General features: G+C 66.8%; 16 protein-coding genes. 8 read left to right on the forward strand and 8 right to left on the reverse strand.

From position 1 onward, the window contains the following. Complete coding sequence (locus F9K07_RS10695) at positions 1–357, forward strand: 5-carboxymethyl-2-hydroxymuconate Delta-isomerase (protein WP_159592648.1); 357 nt, start codon at positions 1–3, stop codon at positions 355–357. Between the two features lie 87 nt (positions 358–444). On the opposite strand, the gene F9K07_RS32265 is transcribed toward F9K07_RS10695, so the two are convergent. From F9K07_RS32265 to F9K07_RS10725, 6 genes are all read right to left on the reverse strand, one after another. Further along, positions 445–1176, reverse strand: coding sequence for a copper-binding protein (locus tag F9K07_RS32265; protein WP_159592651.1), 732 nt, complete (start codon positions 1174–1176; stop codon positions 445–447). 20 nt (positions 1177–1196) lie between these two features. Continuing rightward, a complete protein-coding gene (locus F9K07_RS10705) occupies positions 1197–1706 on the reverse strand; it encodes a cupredoxin domain-containing protein (RefSeq protein ID WP_159592654.1) in 510 nt (169 codons plus the stop codon). A 21-nt stretch (positions 1707–1727) separates the two neighbouring features. Beyond that, on the reverse strand, positions 1728–3146 hold the full coding sequence (locus tag F9K07_RS10710) for a multicopper oxidase family protein (RefSeq protein WP_159592657.1): 1419 nt from the start codon (positions 3144–3146) through the stop codon (positions 1728–1730). 1 nt (position 3147) lies between these two features. After that, positions 3148–4503, reverse strand: a complete 1356-nt coding sequence (locus F9K07_RS10715) for a TolC family protein (protein ID WP_159592660.1) — start codon at positions 4501–4503, stop codon at positions 3148–3150. Between the two features lie 79 nt (positions 4504–4582). Then, on the reverse strand, positions 4583–4963 hold the full coding sequence (locus F9K07_RS10720; RefSeq protein ID WP_159592663.1) for a hypothetical protein: 381 nt from the start codon (positions 4961–4963) through the stop codon (positions 4583–4585). Between the two features lie 62 nt (positions 4964–5025). Continuing rightward, the gene (locus F9K07_RS10725) at positions 5026–6096 is read right to left on the reverse strand and encodes a glycerophosphodiester phosphodiesterase (protein WP_159592666.1); all 1071 of its coding nucleotides are present in this window, start codon (positions 6094–6096) and stop codon (positions 5026–5028) included. Positions 6097–6256: 160 nt separating this feature from the next. On the opposite strand from F9K07_RS10725, the gene F9K07_RS10730 reads away from it, so the two are divergent. Further along, complete coding sequence (locus F9K07_RS10730; RefSeq protein WP_159592669.1) at positions 6257–7999, forward strand: long-chain fatty acid--CoA ligase; 1743 nt, start codon at positions 6257–6259, stop codon at positions 7997–7999. On the opposite strand, the gene F9K07_RS10735 is transcribed toward F9K07_RS10730, so the two are convergent. Then, positions 7990–8913 carry a LysR family transcriptional regulator gene (locus F9K07_RS10735; RefSeq protein WP_159592672.1) on the reverse strand — a complete coding sequence of 308 codons (924 nt, stop codon included), beginning with the start codon at positions 8911–8913 and terminating at the stop codon, positions 7990–7992. The genes F9K07_RS10730 and F9K07_RS10735 overlap by 10 nt on opposite strands. Positions 8914–8984: 71 nt before the next feature. On the opposite strand from F9K07_RS10735, the gene F9K07_RS10740 reads away from it, so the two are divergent. The 6 genes from F9K07_RS10740 (at position 8985) to F9K07_RS10765 (ending at position 13837) form a co-directional block, all read left to right on the forward strand. Then, positions 8985–10004: an alpha/beta fold hydrolase gene (locus F9K07_RS10740; protein WP_159592675.1), complete on the forward strand. Its 1020-nt coding sequence runs from the start codon at positions 8985–8987 to the stop codon at positions 10002–10004. A gap of 4 nt (positions 10005–10008) precedes the next feature. Further along, on the forward strand, positions 10009–10983 hold the full coding sequence (locus F9K07_RS10745; protein ID WP_159592678.1) for a Bug family tripartite tricarboxylate transporter substrate binding protein: 975 nt from the start codon (positions 10009–10011) through the stop codon (positions 10981–10983). A gap of 27 nt (positions 10984–11010) precedes the next feature. Continuing rightward, positions 11011–12378: an acyclic terpene utilization AtuA family protein gene (locus F9K07_RS10750; protein WP_159592681.1), complete on the forward strand. Its 1368-nt coding sequence runs from the start codon at positions 11011–11013 to the stop codon at positions 12376–12378. Continuing rightward, on the forward strand, positions 12371–12733 hold the full coding sequence (locus tag F9K07_RS10755; protein WP_159592684.1) for an AtuA-related protein: 363 nt from the start codon (positions 12371–12373) through the stop codon (positions 12731–12733). Before F9K07_RS10750 ends, F9K07_RS10755 begins: the two co-directional genes overlap by 8 nt. A gap of 96 nt (positions 12734–12829) precedes the next feature. Next, positions 12830–13090 (forward strand): hypothetical protein, encoded by a 261-nt coding sequence (locus tag F9K07_RS10760; RefSeq protein ID WP_159592686.1) that lies wholly within the window; start codon positions 12830–12832, stop codon positions 13088–13090. Between the two features lie 6 nt (positions 13091–13096). After that, the gene (locus tag F9K07_RS10765) at positions 13097–13837 is read left to right on the forward strand and encodes a 2OG-Fe dioxygenase family protein (protein WP_159592689.1); all 741 of its coding nucleotides are present in this window, start codon (positions 13097–13099) and stop codon (positions 13835–13837) included. Between the two features lie 344 nt (positions 13838–14181). On the opposite strand, the gene bktB is transcribed toward F9K07_RS10765, so the two are convergent. Beyond that, on the reverse strand, positions 14182–15369 hold the full coding sequence (bktB, locus tag F9K07_RS10770) for a beta-ketothiolase BktB (RefSeq protein WP_159592692.1): 1188 nt from the start codon (positions 15367–15369) through the stop codon (positions 14182–14184). Positions 15370–15410: the final 41 nt, after the last annotated feature.

Below are 15410 nucleotides of genomic sequence, written 5' to 3' on the forward strand. Positions count from 1 at the left end.
ATGCCTCACCTGACACTTGAGTATTCGGGCAACCTCTCAGGGCTCGACGTGCGGCAAGCACTCGTGTCGCTCAACGCCACATTGTTGGACAGCGGCCACTTCGACGGCCCGGACATCAAGAGCCGGGCGCTCCGGCTTGAGGATTTCCTGGTCGGCGATGGCATCCAAACGGCGGCGTTCATGCATGTCACTCTTCGACTCATCTCTGGCAGGACATCGGAAACCCGCGGCTCGCTCGCATCGGCCCTATTGAATGTGCTGACTGGCGCTCTGCCGAGGATTGCCAGCCCGTCCACGCAGCTCAGCGTGGAGGTCATAGAGCTGGACTCCGTCGTTTACGCGAAGGCGATTGTCTAATGCCCGCCTGGGCAACTTTCGACCTGTGAGAGTCGACTCAAAGGCGACCTTCGACGGACCAAGAAACTGAAGAGACTTGCCGCAGATTCAAGGCGCAGGCTCCAGATTCATCACCGTATACGCACCATTGACCTTGTCCACCGTCACGCGCACCTTGTCCCCAGCCTTCACGTTGGCCAGCAGCGCCGGATCGCGCACCTGGAACACCATGGTCATGGGCGGCATGTCCAGGTTCTTGATCTCGCCGTGCTTGAGCGTGATCTTGCCGGCGGCGGTGTCCACCCTGCGTACTTCGGCGTCGGTGGGCGGCAGCGCATTCGCTGCTGCGTCGTTCGAGGTGCGCTTGAAGCCCTGAGACGCCGCAGCGCCCGCGTGGTGCTGGAACACGCGCGTGCTGCCGTCGCGCTGGACCAGGAGCACGTCGTACGCATCGCGCCGCTCGCCGTACACCGGGCCGTCCATGCCCGGGCTGCCCACCGGCATGCCGGGCACGGCAAGGCCGAGTGCCTGGGGCTTTTCTTTCAGCAAGCGGCGGATTTCGCTGGCCGCCACATGGCCTTCGATCACATAGCCGTCGACGAGCGCGGTGTGGCACGACCCGAACTTCGCCGGCATGCCCAGGCGTTGGCGCATGGCGGTGTTGCCGCTGTCGAACAGCTGCACCTGGAAACCATCGGCGCGCATCAGCGCGACCCAATCGTTGCAGCAGCCGCAGTTGGGGTCTTTCCAGACCTGTAGGGTCGGGGCCTTGGCTTGCGCCCAGGCGGCCGCGGAGAGGGGCAGGCCGATGGCGGCGCTGAGCAGATGTCTTCTTTGCATCGTGGGTTCTCCTGAATTGGTCAAGGCTTGACGCGGATGGTGCCGCGCATGCCGGCTTCGAAGTGGCCGGCGATGAGGCAGGCGAATTCGAAATCGCCCGCGCGGTTGAAGGTCCAGACGATGTCGCCGCGCTGGCCCGGTGGCACGTGCGCCATGTAGGGCTCGTCATGTTCCATGCCCGGGTGCTTCTTCATCATGTCGGCGTGCGCCTGCAGGTCCGCGCCGGTGCCGAGCACGATCTCGTGCATGACCTTGCCCTGGTTGAGGGCGCGCAGGCGCAGCGTTTCGCCCTGGCGCACGTCGAGGTGGTTGGGGCTGAGCTTCATGTCGTCGGTCATGCGGATGTCGACCGTGCGCTTGACCGCTTTCGCGTCGCCCGCGATGCCCCAGGGCTTTTGCTCTTTCACCACCGGTGCAGCGGCTTTGCCGTGCGTGTCGCCGTGCGCTTGCGCGACGGGGGCGGAAAGCGCCCAGGGCAGGGCGAGCAGGCTGAGCTGGAAGTGGCGGCGGTTGGTGGGGTTCGTGTTCATGGGATGTTCCTTCATATCGGGTCAGTGGTGGTTGTGGCCGGCACCGGTGGCCGGCTTGCGAACGGTGGCGTTGGCGGGAGCCGTGGCGGGGGCTGCTGCGGGCCGGGTTGTTTCGGGCGCGGCACCGCCGTCGACCAGCCGGGCTTGCGTGCCGGGCGGCATCGGGTAGGGGCCGGGGTCGCTGTAGTCGCCGGCCTTCTGGTCGGCGCGCACCTTGAGCGTGGTGAACATGCCGCCCATTTCGATCGGGCCGTACGGGCCGGTGCCGGTCATCATGGGGAAGGTGTTGGCGGGCAGCTCCATCTGCATCTCGCCCATGTCGGCCATGCCGCGTTCGCCCATCACCATGTAGTCGGGGCTGGCGCGTTGCAGCGGTTTCACGAGGCCGCGGTGGTCGACACCGATCATGGTGGGCACGCTGTGCCCCATCGCGCCCATGGTGTGGTGGCTTTTGTGGCAGTGCATGGCCCAGTCGCCCGGCTCGTCGGCGACGAATTCGATCTGCCGCATCTGGCCCACCGCCACGTCGGTCGTCACCTCAGGCCAGCGCGCGGCGCGCGGCACGGGGCCGCCGTCGGTGCCGGTGACCTCGAATTCGATGCCGTGGATGTGGATCGGGTGGTTGGTCATGGTGAGGTTGCCCACGCGCACCCGCACGCGTTCGCCCAGGCGCGCCACCAGGGACGTGATGCCGGGGAACACGCGGCTGTTCCAGGCCCAGATGTTCTGGTCGAGCATGGTGTTGACCTGCGGCGTCCTGCTGCCGGGCTCGACGTCGAAGGCGTTGAGCAGGAAGCAGTAGTCGCGTTGCACGTCTTCGAACAGTGGGTGTTTCTGTTTCGGGTGCGTGACCCAGAAGCCCATCATGCCCATGGCCATCTGCACCATTTCGTCGGCGTGCGGGTGGTACATGAAGGTGCCGGGCCGGCGCGCGGTGAACTCGTAGACGAAGGTCTTGCCGGCGGGAATGGCCGGCTGGTTCAGGCCGCCGACGCCGTCCATGCCGTTGGGCAGGCGCTGGCCGTGCCAGTGGACGGTTGTGTGCTCGGGCAGGCGGTTGGTCACGTAGAGGCGCACACGGTCGCCCTCGACCACTTCGATGGTGGGCCCGGGGCTCTGGCCGTTGTAGCCCCACATGTTCACCAGAAAGCCGGGCGCCATCTCGCGCACCACGGGTTCGGCCACGAGGTGGAATTCTTTCACGCCGTTGCGCATGCGCCAGGGCAGCGTCCAGCCGTTGAGCGTGACCACGGGGTGGTAGGGGCGGCCCGCGCCGGTCACGCCGGACGGCGTCCAGGGCGCGGCGGTGTCGGCGGAGGTGTGTTGTACCGCCTCGGGCAGGGCGGCGAGTGCGGCGCGGTTGACGCTGGCGGCCGCGACCGCCGTGGTGGCCGCACCGGCGAAGAAATGCCGTCGGTTGAGGTTGTGGTTGTGGTGCATGTCAGTGTCCTGCGGGCGCGGCGGTGGAGGCGGCGCCGGTGGCGGAAGAGGGGGTGGGGGCCGCGGCATCCGCGCCACCAAGCAGGGCTTGCCAGTCGGCGCGGGCGGTCCAGTAGTCGCGCCGGGCCTGCAGCGCGGTGTCGAGCGAGGCCATGCGCTCGCGTGCGCTGGCCAGAAGCTCCCAGGTGCTTTGCAGCATGCCGTTGTAGCGCAGCTGGGTCTCTTGCTCGACGGCCGCTTGCAGCTTGATCACCACGTCTTGCGCGTGCCGCGCGCTGGCGTGGCGCAATTGCAGGGTGGTCCAGGCCTCGCGCGCCATCGAACGGCGCTCGACCGCCAACTGACGCAAGCGCGTTTCGGCGTCGATGCTGCGTTCGAGCGTGCCGTCGCGCAGCAGGCTGAGGTTGTCGATGTGGGGCGGGGTGCTGGTCTGCAGCGATCGCAGCGCCGTTTCAACGGTCTCGTTCCAGGCCTGGCGGCGCGCGGGGGACACGGCCGCGAGGTCGCGTGCCGCCAGCAGGCGGGTCTGAGCCAGCGTCGGGTGGCTGCGCAGCACGGCCGCTTCGCCCATGGCCTCGCCCGGCGCGGGCTGCGGGGGCAGCTCCGGCAGTGCATTGGGCAGCCGCGCACTGAGCCGGGCCACCGCCTGGGCGTCCGCGTCGCCGAGCAGGCGGGCGAGGCGCTCCTGCGCGGCCAGGGTGTCGCCACGGGCGTTCGCACTGGCCTGCCAGGCGTTGGCCTCGATGAGTTGCTCGCGCATCTGGCGCACCTGGCTCCAGTTGCCGGCGCTCACCATGCGCCGGCCCAGCTCGCTGCCGGTGCGCGTCGCATCGAGCGCATCGTTGAGCAGACGCTCGCGCTGGCGCGTGGCGACGGCGTCGATCCAGGCACGCTGCAGGTCGCGCACGTGCGCCGCGTAACGCGCTTGCACCTGCGCGCGCGCCAGGTCGTTCATGTCGGCGTGCGTGAAGAGCTCGGGCCGGTGCCGCAGCGACTGCCGCAAGGCCTGCGCGAAGTCGAGATCTGTCGAGGCCTTTGCGGCAGGTGGCGCATCGCCCGGGGGCTGTTGCGCCTCCCAGCGCAGCAGGTCGGCGTGGCCGCGCGGAAACTCGGCCACGCGCTGGTTGGCGCGTTGCCAGACGTCGCGTGCGGCGGCCAGGTCGCTGGGCAGCGCCGGTGTGTCGGCGGTGGTGGTGGGCGGCAGCACGAGCGGCTGCGTCTGGACGGGTTGTTGGGGGTCGGCCGCGCGCAGCGCGTCGACAGGTTGGGCCGTCGCCCAGCCCAGGGCGCTCAGCGTCCACAGGCCGGCGCACGCGTGCTTGCGCGCGGACGGCGGCATTCGCCTCAAGAAGCTCATGGAAATCTCCTGAAAACACAAACCAGCGCCCGCTGCGCGCCCTTGTCGGGCGGCGGCGGACGCACCTCGGGTGTGTGTGTCAGGAAATGGGTGGCTTGGTGCCTTGTTGCGGCTCGGCGCTGGCGAAACGCTCGGCGGGGGGCGCGAGCAGACCGGGTGTGGGCATCGGGCCGGGCAGGGCACCGAGGGCAAACGGCATGGCCGGGCCGTTGCAGACCTCGCAACTCTTGTGCGTGTGCTCGCCGCCGCTGCTCTGCGTGGCGCTGTCGTGCATGCCTGTGTGCTGCGAGCCGACCATGGCCTCGTGTTGCGTGTGTTCGGCGTGTGGCGATGGTGCATCGGCGACCGCCTGCACCATGCCGTGGGTCGGAGCGGCCAGCATCGCCACCGCCATGGCATCGCCCATCCAGCTGCGGATGGGCAGCAGGGCGATCATGAGGGCGAGGATCAGGTGGCGCATGGCGGAAGGAATGATACGGGAGCGCGCTCCTGAGTTCCCGCTGGCGTGTCAGTAGATCGGCGTCATTCGGGTGCGACGCCAAAAGGCGGCACCTGCGCCGGTGCTGGCGTCACCGCCGCCTGCACGGCCGGCACGGCTACCTGGGGAGGCAGGCCCATGCCCCGGCGTTTCATCACCGTGCGCAGTTGGTCGGGGCGGTCGGTGATGAGGCCGTCCACGCCCCAATCGATCAGGCGCGCCATGTCCTGCGGGTCGTTCACGGTCCAGGGGATCACGCGCAGGCCGAGCGCGCGCGCACGCTGCAGCGTGTGCTGGTCCAGGTCGCCGAAGTGGGGCGACCAGAGTTTGCCGCCAGCGGCGAGCACCATGGCCGGCGCGTCTTCGAAGTCGGCCAGGCGCAAGCCGTGGGTCCACTCACCGCCGCGCAGCGTATTGAAGTTGCCTTGTTGGGCCGACAGGAAGGACAACGGCATGCCGGGCGCCAACCGGTGCGCGGCCTTCTGGATGCGCCAGTCGAAACTCTGCAGGCTCACGCGCGAGGCCATGCCGTAGGACTGGATGACGCCGAGCACCGCGCGCACGAACGCGTCCGGCGCGGCCGACTCGTTGGGGCGCTTGGGGTGGATCTTGAGCTCGATGTTGAAGCGCACATGGTGTGCCTGCAAGTGGCGCACGCGCTCGAACAAGGCGGCCAGGGTGGGAATGTGCTGGCCGTCGCTGGCGATCTGTTCGCTGAAGGTTCGCGCGTAGCCGCTGGCCGGGTTGATGCGCCCCACGTCCCAGGCGCCGATCTCGGCCAGCGTGAGCTGCTTGAAGGGTTTGCCCCGCGCCTGCAGCCAGCGCCCGCTGGCGTCGCGCGTGATGTCGGGGTTGGGCGCGGCGTCGTGCGAGATCACCGGCACGCCCTCGGCGCTGAGCACCACGTCCAGTTCGAGGGTGGTCACGCCGATGGCCAGGGCGCGTTCGAACCCTGCCAAGGTGTTTTCCGGTGCCAGGCCGCGCGCGCCGCGGTGGCCTTGCACGTCGAACGCGAGCGCCGCGCCCGCGCACCACAGCGAGAGGCCCAGGGCGGTGGTGCAGCTCCAGCGGATCCAGGTCAGGCGTTGCACGCCTTGCGAGGTGGGATCGGTCATGGGGCGCAGTCTGACAGTGTCGAATGTCCGGATCAAGTCAACCCTTCAAGAGGGAGGGGGTGCTTTACAAGCGCGGTCCCGCGTGCGACAAGCCAGGTGCGACAGACATCGCGTCGAACCGTATGCTGGTTCGAAAAAATCCGCATGGAGACCACCGGCAATGACCAGCACCGATGAACGCGGGCGCCTGCCCGACCCGCACGCGCACTTTCGTTTCTGGCCCGCGCAACTGCCGCACCGCATCACGCCGCCGGCCACCTCGCTGTGGCACAACCTGGCGGTGAGCGCGCTGCGCTATCCGGACAAGCCGGCGCTGGTGTTCTTCGACCGCGTGCTGCGCTACCGCGACTTGCTGGCGCAGGCCGAGCGCCTGGCGGCCCACCTGCGCGAGCACGGCGTGCAGGACGGCGACCGCGTGATCCTCTTGATGCAGAACTGCCCGCAGTGGGCGGTGGCGCATTTCGCCATCCTGCGCGCCAATGCGGTGGTGGTGCCCGTGAACCCGATGAACCGTGCGGAGGAACTCAAACATTACATCGTGGACCCCGACGCGCGCGTGGCGATCGTTGCCGCCGACCTGGCGGGTGAGCTGCTCCAGGCCAACGCCATGGTGCGCGAGGGCGATCGGCTTCGCCACCTGGTGGTCTCTCACTACGGCGACGCCATCGGACCACAAGCCGACATTCCAGCCACCTGGACCGACTGGCTCGGCGCGCGCCACGCCGTGCCCGCGCCGCCCGGTGGCACGGTGAGCGACTGGGCCGAAGCACTGGCCTGCACCGGCACCGCGCCCGCGCACAACCGAGGCCCGGACGATCTCGCGGTGCTGCCCTACACCAGCGGCACCACCGGACTGCCCAAGGGCTGCATGCACCCGCACCGCACGCTCATGCACAACGCCGTGGCCGCCGCCTTGTGGGGCCACAGCACCTGCGAGAACGTGGGGCTGCTGGTGGTGCCGATGTTCCACATCACCGGCATGGTGGCGGGCCTGCACGCGGGCGTGTACCTGGGGGCGACCCTGGTGGTCATGCCGCGCTGGGACCGTGAGCTCGCGGGCCGCCTCATTTCACGCTGGCGCGTCACGCACTGGACCAACATCCCGACCATGGTGATCGACCTGCTGGGCAGTCCGAACTTCGACCAGTTCGACCTCTCCAGCCTGGTGCACATCGGCGGTGGTGGCGCGGCCATGCCGCAGGCCGTGGCGCAGCGCCTGTTCGAGCTGTACGGCTTGCGTTACGCGGAGGGCTATGGCCTCACCGAGACCGCAGCACCCTCGCACAACAACCCGCACGACCGCCCCAAGCAGCAGTGCCTGGGCATTCCGTTCGTGGGGACCGAGGCGCGTGTGGTCGACCCGCTCTCGCTGCAGGAAATGCCACAGGGCGAGGCGGGCGAAATCATCATCCACGGGCCCGAGGTGTTCGACGGTTATTGGAAGCGCCCCGAGGCCACCGAGGCCGCCTTCCTCACCTTCGAAGGCAAGCGGTTTTTCCGTTCCGGCGATCTGGGGCGCGTGGACGAGGACGGCTACTACTTCATCACCGACCGCTTGAAACGCATGATCAATGCCAGCGGTTTCAAGGTGTGGCCGGCCGAGGTGGAGGCGCTGATGTTCAAGCACCCGGCGATCGCCGAGGCTTGCGTGATCGCCACGCAGGACGCCTACCGCGGCGAGAGCGTGAAAGCCGTGGTGGTGCTGCGCGCTTCGGCGCGCGCGGACACGCGCGAGCAGGACATCATCGACTGGTGCCGCGACACCATGGCCGCCTACAAGTGCCCGCGCGCGGTCGAGTTCGTGGACGCGCTGCCCAAGAGCGGCAGCGGCAAGGTGATGTGGCGCTTGTTGCAGGAGCAGGAGATGGCGGCATCCCGTGCCCGCAAGAGCGTTCAGCCCTGACGGGGACTTCCCCTTCGTGCCACGCGCCCTTCATGCGGTCGCCGTTGAGCGATCAGGTCCATCAGCGCCTGAGCGGCCACGGAAAGACGTTCGCCCGATCGCGTGATGATGTAGATCTCGCGCTTGAGTCCGGGCGCGCTGAGAGGGCGCGTCACGATGTTTGCGCGCTCGAAGTGGAACAGCGTGAGCGCGGGCACCACGCTAATGCCCAAATCGCATTCCACCATGCCCATCACAGTCGCCAGATGCGCGACCTCCAGGATAGTGTGCATCTGCAGAGGATGCAGGAGCGCTTCCAGGTGCTGGCGCACGCTGCTGGACCGCGACATGTGGATGAAAGGGTGGCGCACAAGGTCTTTTGGAGACACCGACTTCTGCGCGGCCAACGGGTGATGCCGGTGACACACCACATGGAAGCCGTCTGAGCACAGAAGCTGCGTGGAGAGGTCCCCTTGATGGGGTGGGCAGGATGCGAGGGCGAGATCGGCCTTTCCCCGCCGAACGGTATCGATGCATTGGTCCGACAAGGTGTCTGTCAGCGATATCTCAATGCCCGCGTACCGGTCTCGAAACTCGCGCAGGACACTGGGCAACCAGCCCGCGCACAGCGAAGGCAGTGCGGCCAGCGCGACATGGCCCTTGCGCCGCTCCACATGATCGCTCATGTTCTGCAGCACGCCGTCCATGTCTCTGAGCAAGCGCTCGGCCGATTCGGCAAACAGCAAGCCTTCTTGCGTCAACTGAACGTTGCGCGTGTCGCGGTTGAACAGTCGCGCGTTCAAGCCGGACTCCAATTGCTGGATGAGGGCGCTGAAGGCCGGCTGCGACAGATGGCATTGTTCGGACGCCTTGGTGAAGTTGCGCAACTCGCTCAACACCACGAAGGCGCGCAGATGCCGGCTGGACAGATTCATCTGATAACCAGATTTATTGATACGAACGATCGATTGTACAAATTGCATTGTCGTGTCTAAAGTCTGCGGCCATGACAGGAAACATGTCTTTAAATGCGCCGCGGGATGCCGGTGTCGAGGCCAGCCACAGCATCGGACGTTTCGATTTCGAGGCCGGCGGCTTCCTCGAGCAGTTGAAGATCGGCTTTGTGACATACGGTGCGCTCAATGCCGCGCGCGACAACGCGATCGTTGTGCTGCCTGGAACCGCCAACACCCGGCACAGTGCCGACGGCTACATCGGGCCCGGCAAGGCATTCGACACCGATGCGTACTTCGTCATCGCGCTCGATGCCATCGGGGCGGGAACGTCGTCCAAGCCGTCCGACGGATTGAGAGGGCGCTTTCCTGCCTACAACATCCGCGACATGGTGCGGGCCGGGTTCGCCTTGGTGCAGCAGGTGTTTGGCATCTCGAGAGTGCGCGCCGTGGCCGGCGCATCGATGGGGGCCTTCCAGGCGTTGGAATGGTCGATCCTGTACCCTGAAGCGACAGCAGCTTCCATTCTCATGGTGCCTGCTGCGCGGGCGGGCCACGTGTTCCGCTCCACGGTGGCCACCGCCCGGCGGGTCCTGACCATGGACCCTTTGTGGAAAGATGGGCAGTACGACGTCCCGCCCGTGGAGGGCCTGCGTATGGCCGGTCGGGTGTATTACCCCTGGACGGTGACGGACGCCTGGATCGAGCAGTTATCGCCCGAGCAGCTGGAAGCCGAAACGCAGCAGACCGTTGAGCGCGCCGCCCAGTGGGATGCATGGGACTTTCTGAAGCGGTACGAGGCGTCGGCCAGCCACGACATATCACAACCGTTTGCAGGCGATTTTGCGAAGGCGCTTGATCGCGTGCAGGCGTCCACCCTGGTTCTTCCATCCGCCACGGACCGTCTACTCCCGGTGGCATCTGCGCGGCTTGTCGCGCGAGGCATCCGGCATGCGTGCTACGCCGAAATTCCCAGCACCCAAGGCCATTTGGGCTGGCGTGCTGTCCAAGGCTCTCCCGCCACCACTTTCATCAACGACCAGATCGCCCGCTTTCTGGGCACCACAGGATAACGCCATGAAACCACTGCGAATTGCTGCCATCACCCTGTCACTCACCTTTGCCACTGCATGGGGCAGCCTGGCGCATGCACAGGCGTACCCCAGCAAACCGATTCGCCTGATTGTCCCGTTTGCAGCAGGCCAGGGGGCGGACGCCGCGGCGCGAGTGGTGGCTCAGAAGTTGGCGTCTCAACTGAACCAGTCGATCGTGGTGGACAACAGGCCAGGAGCGGGCGGCAATATCGGCGCCGAAGCGGTGGCCAAGGCTGCGCCGGACGGCTACACGCTGCTCATGGGCTCCAACGGCACGCACGCGGCCAACGCCGCGCTCTACGCTTCCTTGCCTTTCAACCCGCAGACGGACTTCGTTCCGGTGTCCTACATTGGTTCGGTTGCCATGGTGTTGTTGGCAGCACCGGGCTTTCAGGCCCGCACGGCACAGGACGTGATTGCCATGGCCAAGGCCAGGCCGGACACGGTAAGTGTCGCCATTCCGAGCTCTACCGCTCGCGTGGTCCTGGAATCGCTGCAGAAGACTTCAGGCGCACGCTTCAATCCCATTGGCTACAAGGCAAGCGCCGCCGCTGTCACGGATCTGATTGGTGGGCATGTAAACCTCTCCATCGACACTGTGATTGCCGCGGCGCCGCAGGTCGCGTCGGGAAGACTGCAGGCGATTGCCGTCAGCAGCGCTGCTCGCACGTCGGCCTTGCCCAACGTGCCTACCCTTGCGGAAGGCGGCCTGGCAGGCTTCAACCTGAATGCCTGGAACGTGTGGTTCCTTCCCAAGGGAACGCCCGTGGACATCGTCAACAAGCTCAACGGCGAGCTGCGCAGCGCGCTCAACGATCCGGAGGTCCAGTCCCGCATGCGCTCGCTCGGCTATGAACCTGGCGGCGCGCAAAGTCCGGCGCAAGTGGCCGAATTCGTCGCCCGCGAGTCCGAGAAGTGGGGTGAACTGATCCGTGCCGCAGGCCTCAAGGCCGAATAAGGCAGGCGCTTGCAAGCGATTCTTCTTATGGCATGTGCGCGAGAGGATCGGCTGCTCGTGGGCTGCGCAGCGGGATTTTCGGGAGACCGTACGGATGCCGCGGGGCCGGTGGTGGATACCTTGATTGCGATGGGTGGCCCCGCCTTCCTCATATTCGAGACCCTTGCTGAGCGCACGCTGGCGCTGGCGCAACTGCGCCGGCGCGCCGACGCGAACGAGGGCTTCGAACCTTTGCTGGAGGACATGCTGCGGCCGGTGCTCGCGCGGTGCATGGACCACGGCATCCGCATCGTGAGCAACTTCGGCGCCGCGAATCCAAAGGCCGCCGCGAGGAAGATCCGCGACTTGGCGATGCAACTCGGACTGCCGGCGCCCAGGATTGCCGTGATCCATGGCGACGATCTGTCGGATGCCGAACAGCGGCCCTGGTTGCGCGAGCGCCTCGGCTCCGTGCTGGACGACATCAACGTCGTCAGTGCCAACGCCTACCAGGGGGCGCAAGCCATCGCCCAGGCACTGGATGCAGGGGCGCAGATCGTCGTTGCTGGCCGTGTGGCAGATCCGTCCCTGGTGGTGGGGCCCGCCCTGTCGCATTTTCGCTGGTCCGTTGACGACTGGGACCGCATTGCCGGTGCCACCATGGCCGGGCATTTGCTGGAGTGCGGGGCACAAGTCTGCGGCGGCTATTTCGCCGATCCCGGCTTTAAGGACGTGCCCGACCTGCACAACATCGGCTACCCCATTGCCGAAGTCTTCGAGGATGGGCGTTGCATCATCGGCAAGGCGGCCGATACGGGTGGGGCGGTGACTTTGCGTTCGATGAAGGAACAGTTGCTGTACGAAATCCACGACCCATCCGCCTACCTGACGCCAGATGTGACCGCGAGCATTTCCGAGGTGACGATGGAGGAGGTGGAGAACGGCCGTGTGCTCATGAGCGGCGTGCGCGGATGCCCTCGGCCTGACATGCTCAAAGTCAATGTCTGTTACGAGGGTGGCTGGCTGGCCGAAGGCGAGATCTCTTACGCGGGAGCGGGTGCCGAAGCGCGTGCCCGCCTGGCGGCGGATGTATTGCGCCATCGCCTGGATGGCCTGACATTGCGCTGTGATCTGATCGGCGCGCTCAGTGTTCTTGCCGACGATGGGGGGCGCATGCTGGCCAGCACGCCGGCGGGCGACGCGCGTGACGTGCGACTACGCGTGGCGGCAGCCCATGCGGACAAACAACAAGCTCTTCGTCTGGTTCGCGAAGTCACGGCGCTGTACACCTGTGGTCCTGCGGGCGGGGGCGGCGTGCGCACCAGCATCACGCCGCGGCTGGCGTTGTTGTCGGGCTTTGTGCCGAGGGGCGAACTGTCCTTCGGCTTCACGCTTCTCGGAGCCTGCGATGCGTAAGCCGCCATGCACCCAAATACCGCTTTACCATGTGGCGCACGCACGTTCAGGCGACAAGGGCAACCGCTCCAACATCAGTGTCATCGCGTTTCAACCCGGTTTGTATGCCGCATTGGTGGAGCAAGTCACGGAGGTGGCTGTCTCTCGGCATTTCCGATGGCGCCAGCCCACAGTGGTCGTGCGCTACCTCCTGCCCCATTTGCATGCGATGAATTTCGTGCTGGACGATGTGCTCGACGGTGGGGTCAACGGGTCATTGAACCTGGACAGCCACGGGAAATCGCTGGCCTTCCATATGTTGGACCTGCCCGTCGAGGTGCCCGACGATTGCCTTGGCTTGATTGCGACACGGTGAGCGCGTACTACGGTCGTACACGCTTCGCCAGGCGACACGCGGCATGATGGACATGGAACAAGCGAGCCGCGGAACGCTCGGTCGCACAATATGGGCATGTCGACCATCGCCGAAGCCATCCGCCGTCTGTGGCAGCCCCGCCGGGGTTTGTTCTGGCTCATGCTGGCACTGCAGTTGCTGTCGTCTGCCATCGTGCTCTTCATTCAGATCGCCCAGCCGCCCGATGCGCTGCGTCTCGTGCTGGGCCTGATGGCCTTGACCGACGCGCTATTGGCCTGGTGGCTGACCGTGCGCCTGTGGCGGGAGGGGGAGCCGCGTCCCCCCACCGACTCCCCCTCTATCGCGCCGCTACACTGACCGCCCATGACCAGCGAATTCCAACCTCCCTATGTGGCGTTGAACGGTGTCGACAGCGCTCTTGCCGCCCAGGGCTATGCCCTGCTGAGCGCGTCCACCGTGGCCGAGTGGTTGGCCGCGTCGCCGGCCGAGCTGGCCGAATTGCACACCGGTTGGAACCAGTTGCCCGCGGACGCCTATCTGAAAGACGGCGGGCGCTACCGCAGCCGTCGCCACAGTTGCTTCGTGGTGGATGGCCAGCGCGTGCAGCAGACGCCGCACCGCGCGCATTGGCAACCGCTCGAATACAACGCGCTGCACGGTGGCATGGAGCGCTGGTTCGAGCCCATGGAGCCAGCCACCGTGGCCTTGCCCGTGTGGGGCCGCTTGCTCACCCGCCTGGGTGAGGCCGCCAGCGCATTGCGCGGCGCGCAGCCCTGGAGCGTGGAAGCCCACGTGTTCCGCATCGACACCACCGATGGCATTGGCCGGCCCACGCCGGAGGGCGCACACCGCGACGGTGTGGACCTCGTGGCCGTGTTCATGGTGTCGCGCCACGCCATCAAGGGCGGCGAGAGCCGCGTGTTCGAGGCCAATGGTCCGAGCGGCCAGCGCTTCACCTTGCGCGAACCCTGGTCGCTGCTGCTGCTCGACGACGCGCGCGTGATCCACGAGAGCACGCCGATCCAGCCCATGGTGGCCGATGCGCTCGGTTGGCGCGACACGCTGGTGGTGACCTACCGCAAGGGCGGCTTCCAGGGCGCATAGGGAGCGTGTGCGCGGGCAACCGTGCTCTGGTGCGGGTGACGAACCGGGTCCTTCAACCTCCGGGGACGCAGCGTTGGATTGGTCAGCGGGAGCTGCATCTCAAGTTGTCCAGCGATTGGCGCTGCCGCTCTGGCGCCGCGCTCAAGGAGGTCTGGCAAAGGGTTCGGATAGAAAAGTTGATCGTGTCATCGAAGGAGCCTGACGGCGTGGTGCCGGACGATGTGTGCGACTGCATCGTGGAGATGGTTCGACACGGCTTGAAAGAGCTCCAGATCTTTGTTCCCGTCGCATCGCCCGGGAAGCGACGCGAGGACGCCCCCCGGGGGGGCGTCTTCATCCCACGTTCACACCCGCTCGAAGATCGCCGCGATCCCCTGGCCACCGCCGATGCACATGGTCACCAGCGCATAGCGGCCCTGGACGCGCTGCAGCTCGTGCAGCGCCTTCACGGTGATCAGCGCGCCGGTAGCACCGATCGGGTGGCCGAGCGAAATGCCCGAGCCGTTGGGGTTCACCTTGGCCGGGTCCAGGCCGAGGTCGCGCGTGACGGCGCAGGCTTGCGCGGCAAAGGCTTCGTTGGCCTCGATCACGTCCAGGTCCTTCACCGTCAGGCCGGCCTTCTTCAACACCGCCTGCGTGGCCGGCACGGGGCCGATGCCCATGTATTTCGGGTCCACGCCCGCATGTGCGTAGGCCACCAGCCGCGCCAGGGGCTGGGCACCCCGGGCCTTGACCGAGTCGCCGTCCATCAGCACCACCGCGGCGGCGGCGTCGTTGATGCCCGAGGCGTTGCCCGCGGTGACGGTGCCGTTTTCCTTCAGGAACACTGCCTTGAGCTTGGCGAAGTCGTCCAGGGTCGCGTTGGCGCGGAAGTGCTCGTCGGTGGCATAGGCCACGTCGCCCTTCTTGCTCTTGAGCGTGACCGGCACGATCTGGTCCTTGAAGTAACCCGCCTCGGTCGCGCGCTGCGCGCGGTTGTGGCTTTCCACCGCCAGCTTGTCCTGGTCTTCGCGGGTGATGCCCCACTTGGCGGCGATGTTTTCGGCCGTCACGCCCATGTGGATGGTGTGGAAGGGGTCGTGCAGCGCGCCGACCATCATGTCGACCATCTTGGTGTCGCCCATGCGCGCGCCCCAGCGCATGTTCAGGCTCGCGAATGGCGCGCGGCTCATGACTTCGGCGCCCGCGCCGATGGCCACGTCGGTGTCGCCCAGCAGGATGCCCTGCGCGGCCGAGACGATGGCCTGCAGGCCCGAGCCGCACAGGCGGTTCACGTTGAACGCGGGCGTGCCTTCGGCACAGCCGCCTTGGATGGCCGCGAAGCGCGAGAGGTACATGTCCTTGGGTTCGGTGTTGACGACGTGGCCGAACACGACGTGGCCCACGTCCTTGCCCTCGACCTTGGCACGGGCGAGCGACTCGCGCACGACCAGCGCGCCGAGTTCGGTGGGGGGTTGGTCTTTCAAACTGCCACCAAAGGTTCCAATGGCGGTGCGCACAGCGCTGACGACGAAAACTTCACGCTTACTCATGGGTTTCTCCGGGTGAAAAAGTTCACCCGACATCGTAGCCG

Source organism: Hydrogenophaga sp. BPS33, from assembly GCF_009859475.1.
Lineage (GTDB): Bacteria > Pseudomonadota > Gammaproteobacteria > Burkholderiales > Burkholderiaceae_C > Hydrogenophaga.

What these genes read in the sequence shown, in the direction of transcription:
- F9K07_RS10705 (WP_159592654.1), bottom strand. Translation starts at nt 1,706, where the DNA reads ATGAACACGAACCCCACCAACCGCCGCCACTTCCAGCTCAGCCTGCTC.
- F9K07_RS10720 (WP_159592663.1), bottom strand. Translation starts at nt 4,963, where the DNA reads ATGCGCCACCTGATCCTCGCCCTCATGATCGCCCTGCTGCCCATCCGC.
- F9K07_RS10730 (WP_159592669.1), top strand. Translation starts at nt 6,257, where the DNA reads ATGACCAGCACCGATGAACGCGGGCGCCTGCCCGACCCGCACGCGCAC.
- F9K07_RS10725 (WP_159592666.1), bottom strand. Translation starts at nt 6,096, where the DNA reads ATGACCGATCCCACCTCGCAAGGCGTGCAACGCCTGACCTGGATCCGC.
- F9K07_RS10715 (WP_159592660.1), bottom strand. Translation starts at nt 4,503, where the DNA reads ATGAGCTTCTTGAGGCGAATGCCGCCGTCCGCGCGCAAGCACGCGTGC.
- F9K07_RS10695 (WP_159592648.1), top strand. Translation starts at nt 1, where the DNA reads ATGCCTCACCTGACACTTGAGTATTCGGGCAACCTCTCAGGGCTCGAC.
- bktB (WP_159592692.1), bottom strand. Translation starts at nt 15,369, where the DNA reads ATGAGTAAGCGTGAAGTTTTCGTCGTCAGCGCTGTGCGCACCGCCATT.
- F9K07_RS10740 (WP_159592675.1), top strand. Translation starts at nt 8,985, where the DNA reads ATGACAGGAAACATGTCTTTAAATGCGCCGCGGGATGCCGGTGTCGAG.
- F9K07_RS32265 (WP_159592651.1), bottom strand. Translation starts at nt 1,176, where the DNA reads ATGCAAAGAAGACATCTGCTCAGCGCCGCCATCGGCCTGCCCCTCTCC.
- F9K07_RS10735 (WP_159592672.1), bottom strand. Translation starts at nt 8,913, where the DNA reads ATGAATCTGTCCAGCCGGCATCTGCGCGCCTTCGTGGTGTTGAGCGAG.
- F9K07_RS10755 (WP_159592684.1), top strand. Translation starts at nt 12,371, where the DNA reads ATGCGTAAGCCGCCATGCACCCAAATACCGCTTTACCATGTGGCGCAC.
- F9K07_RS10760 (WP_159592686.1), top strand. Translation starts at nt 12,830, where the DNA reads ATGTCGACCATCGCCGAAGCCATCCGCCGTCTGTGGCAGCCCCGCCGG.
- F9K07_RS10765 (WP_159592689.1), top strand. Translation starts at nt 13,097, where the DNA reads ATGACCAGCGAATTCCAACCTCCCTATGTGGCGTTGAACGGTGTCGAC.
- F9K07_RS10745 (WP_159592678.1), top strand. Translation starts at nt 10,009, where the DNA reads ATGAAACCACTGCGAATTGCTGCCATCACCCTGTCACTCACCTTTGCC.
- F9K07_RS10750 (WP_159592681.1), top strand. Translation starts at nt 11,011, where the DNA reads ATGGCATGTGCGCGAGAGGATCGGCTGCTCGTGGGCTGCGCAGCGGGA.
- F9K07_RS10710 (WP_159592657.1), bottom strand. Translation starts at nt 3,146, where the DNA reads ATGCACCACAACCACAACCTCAACCGACGGCATTTCTTCGCCGGTGCG.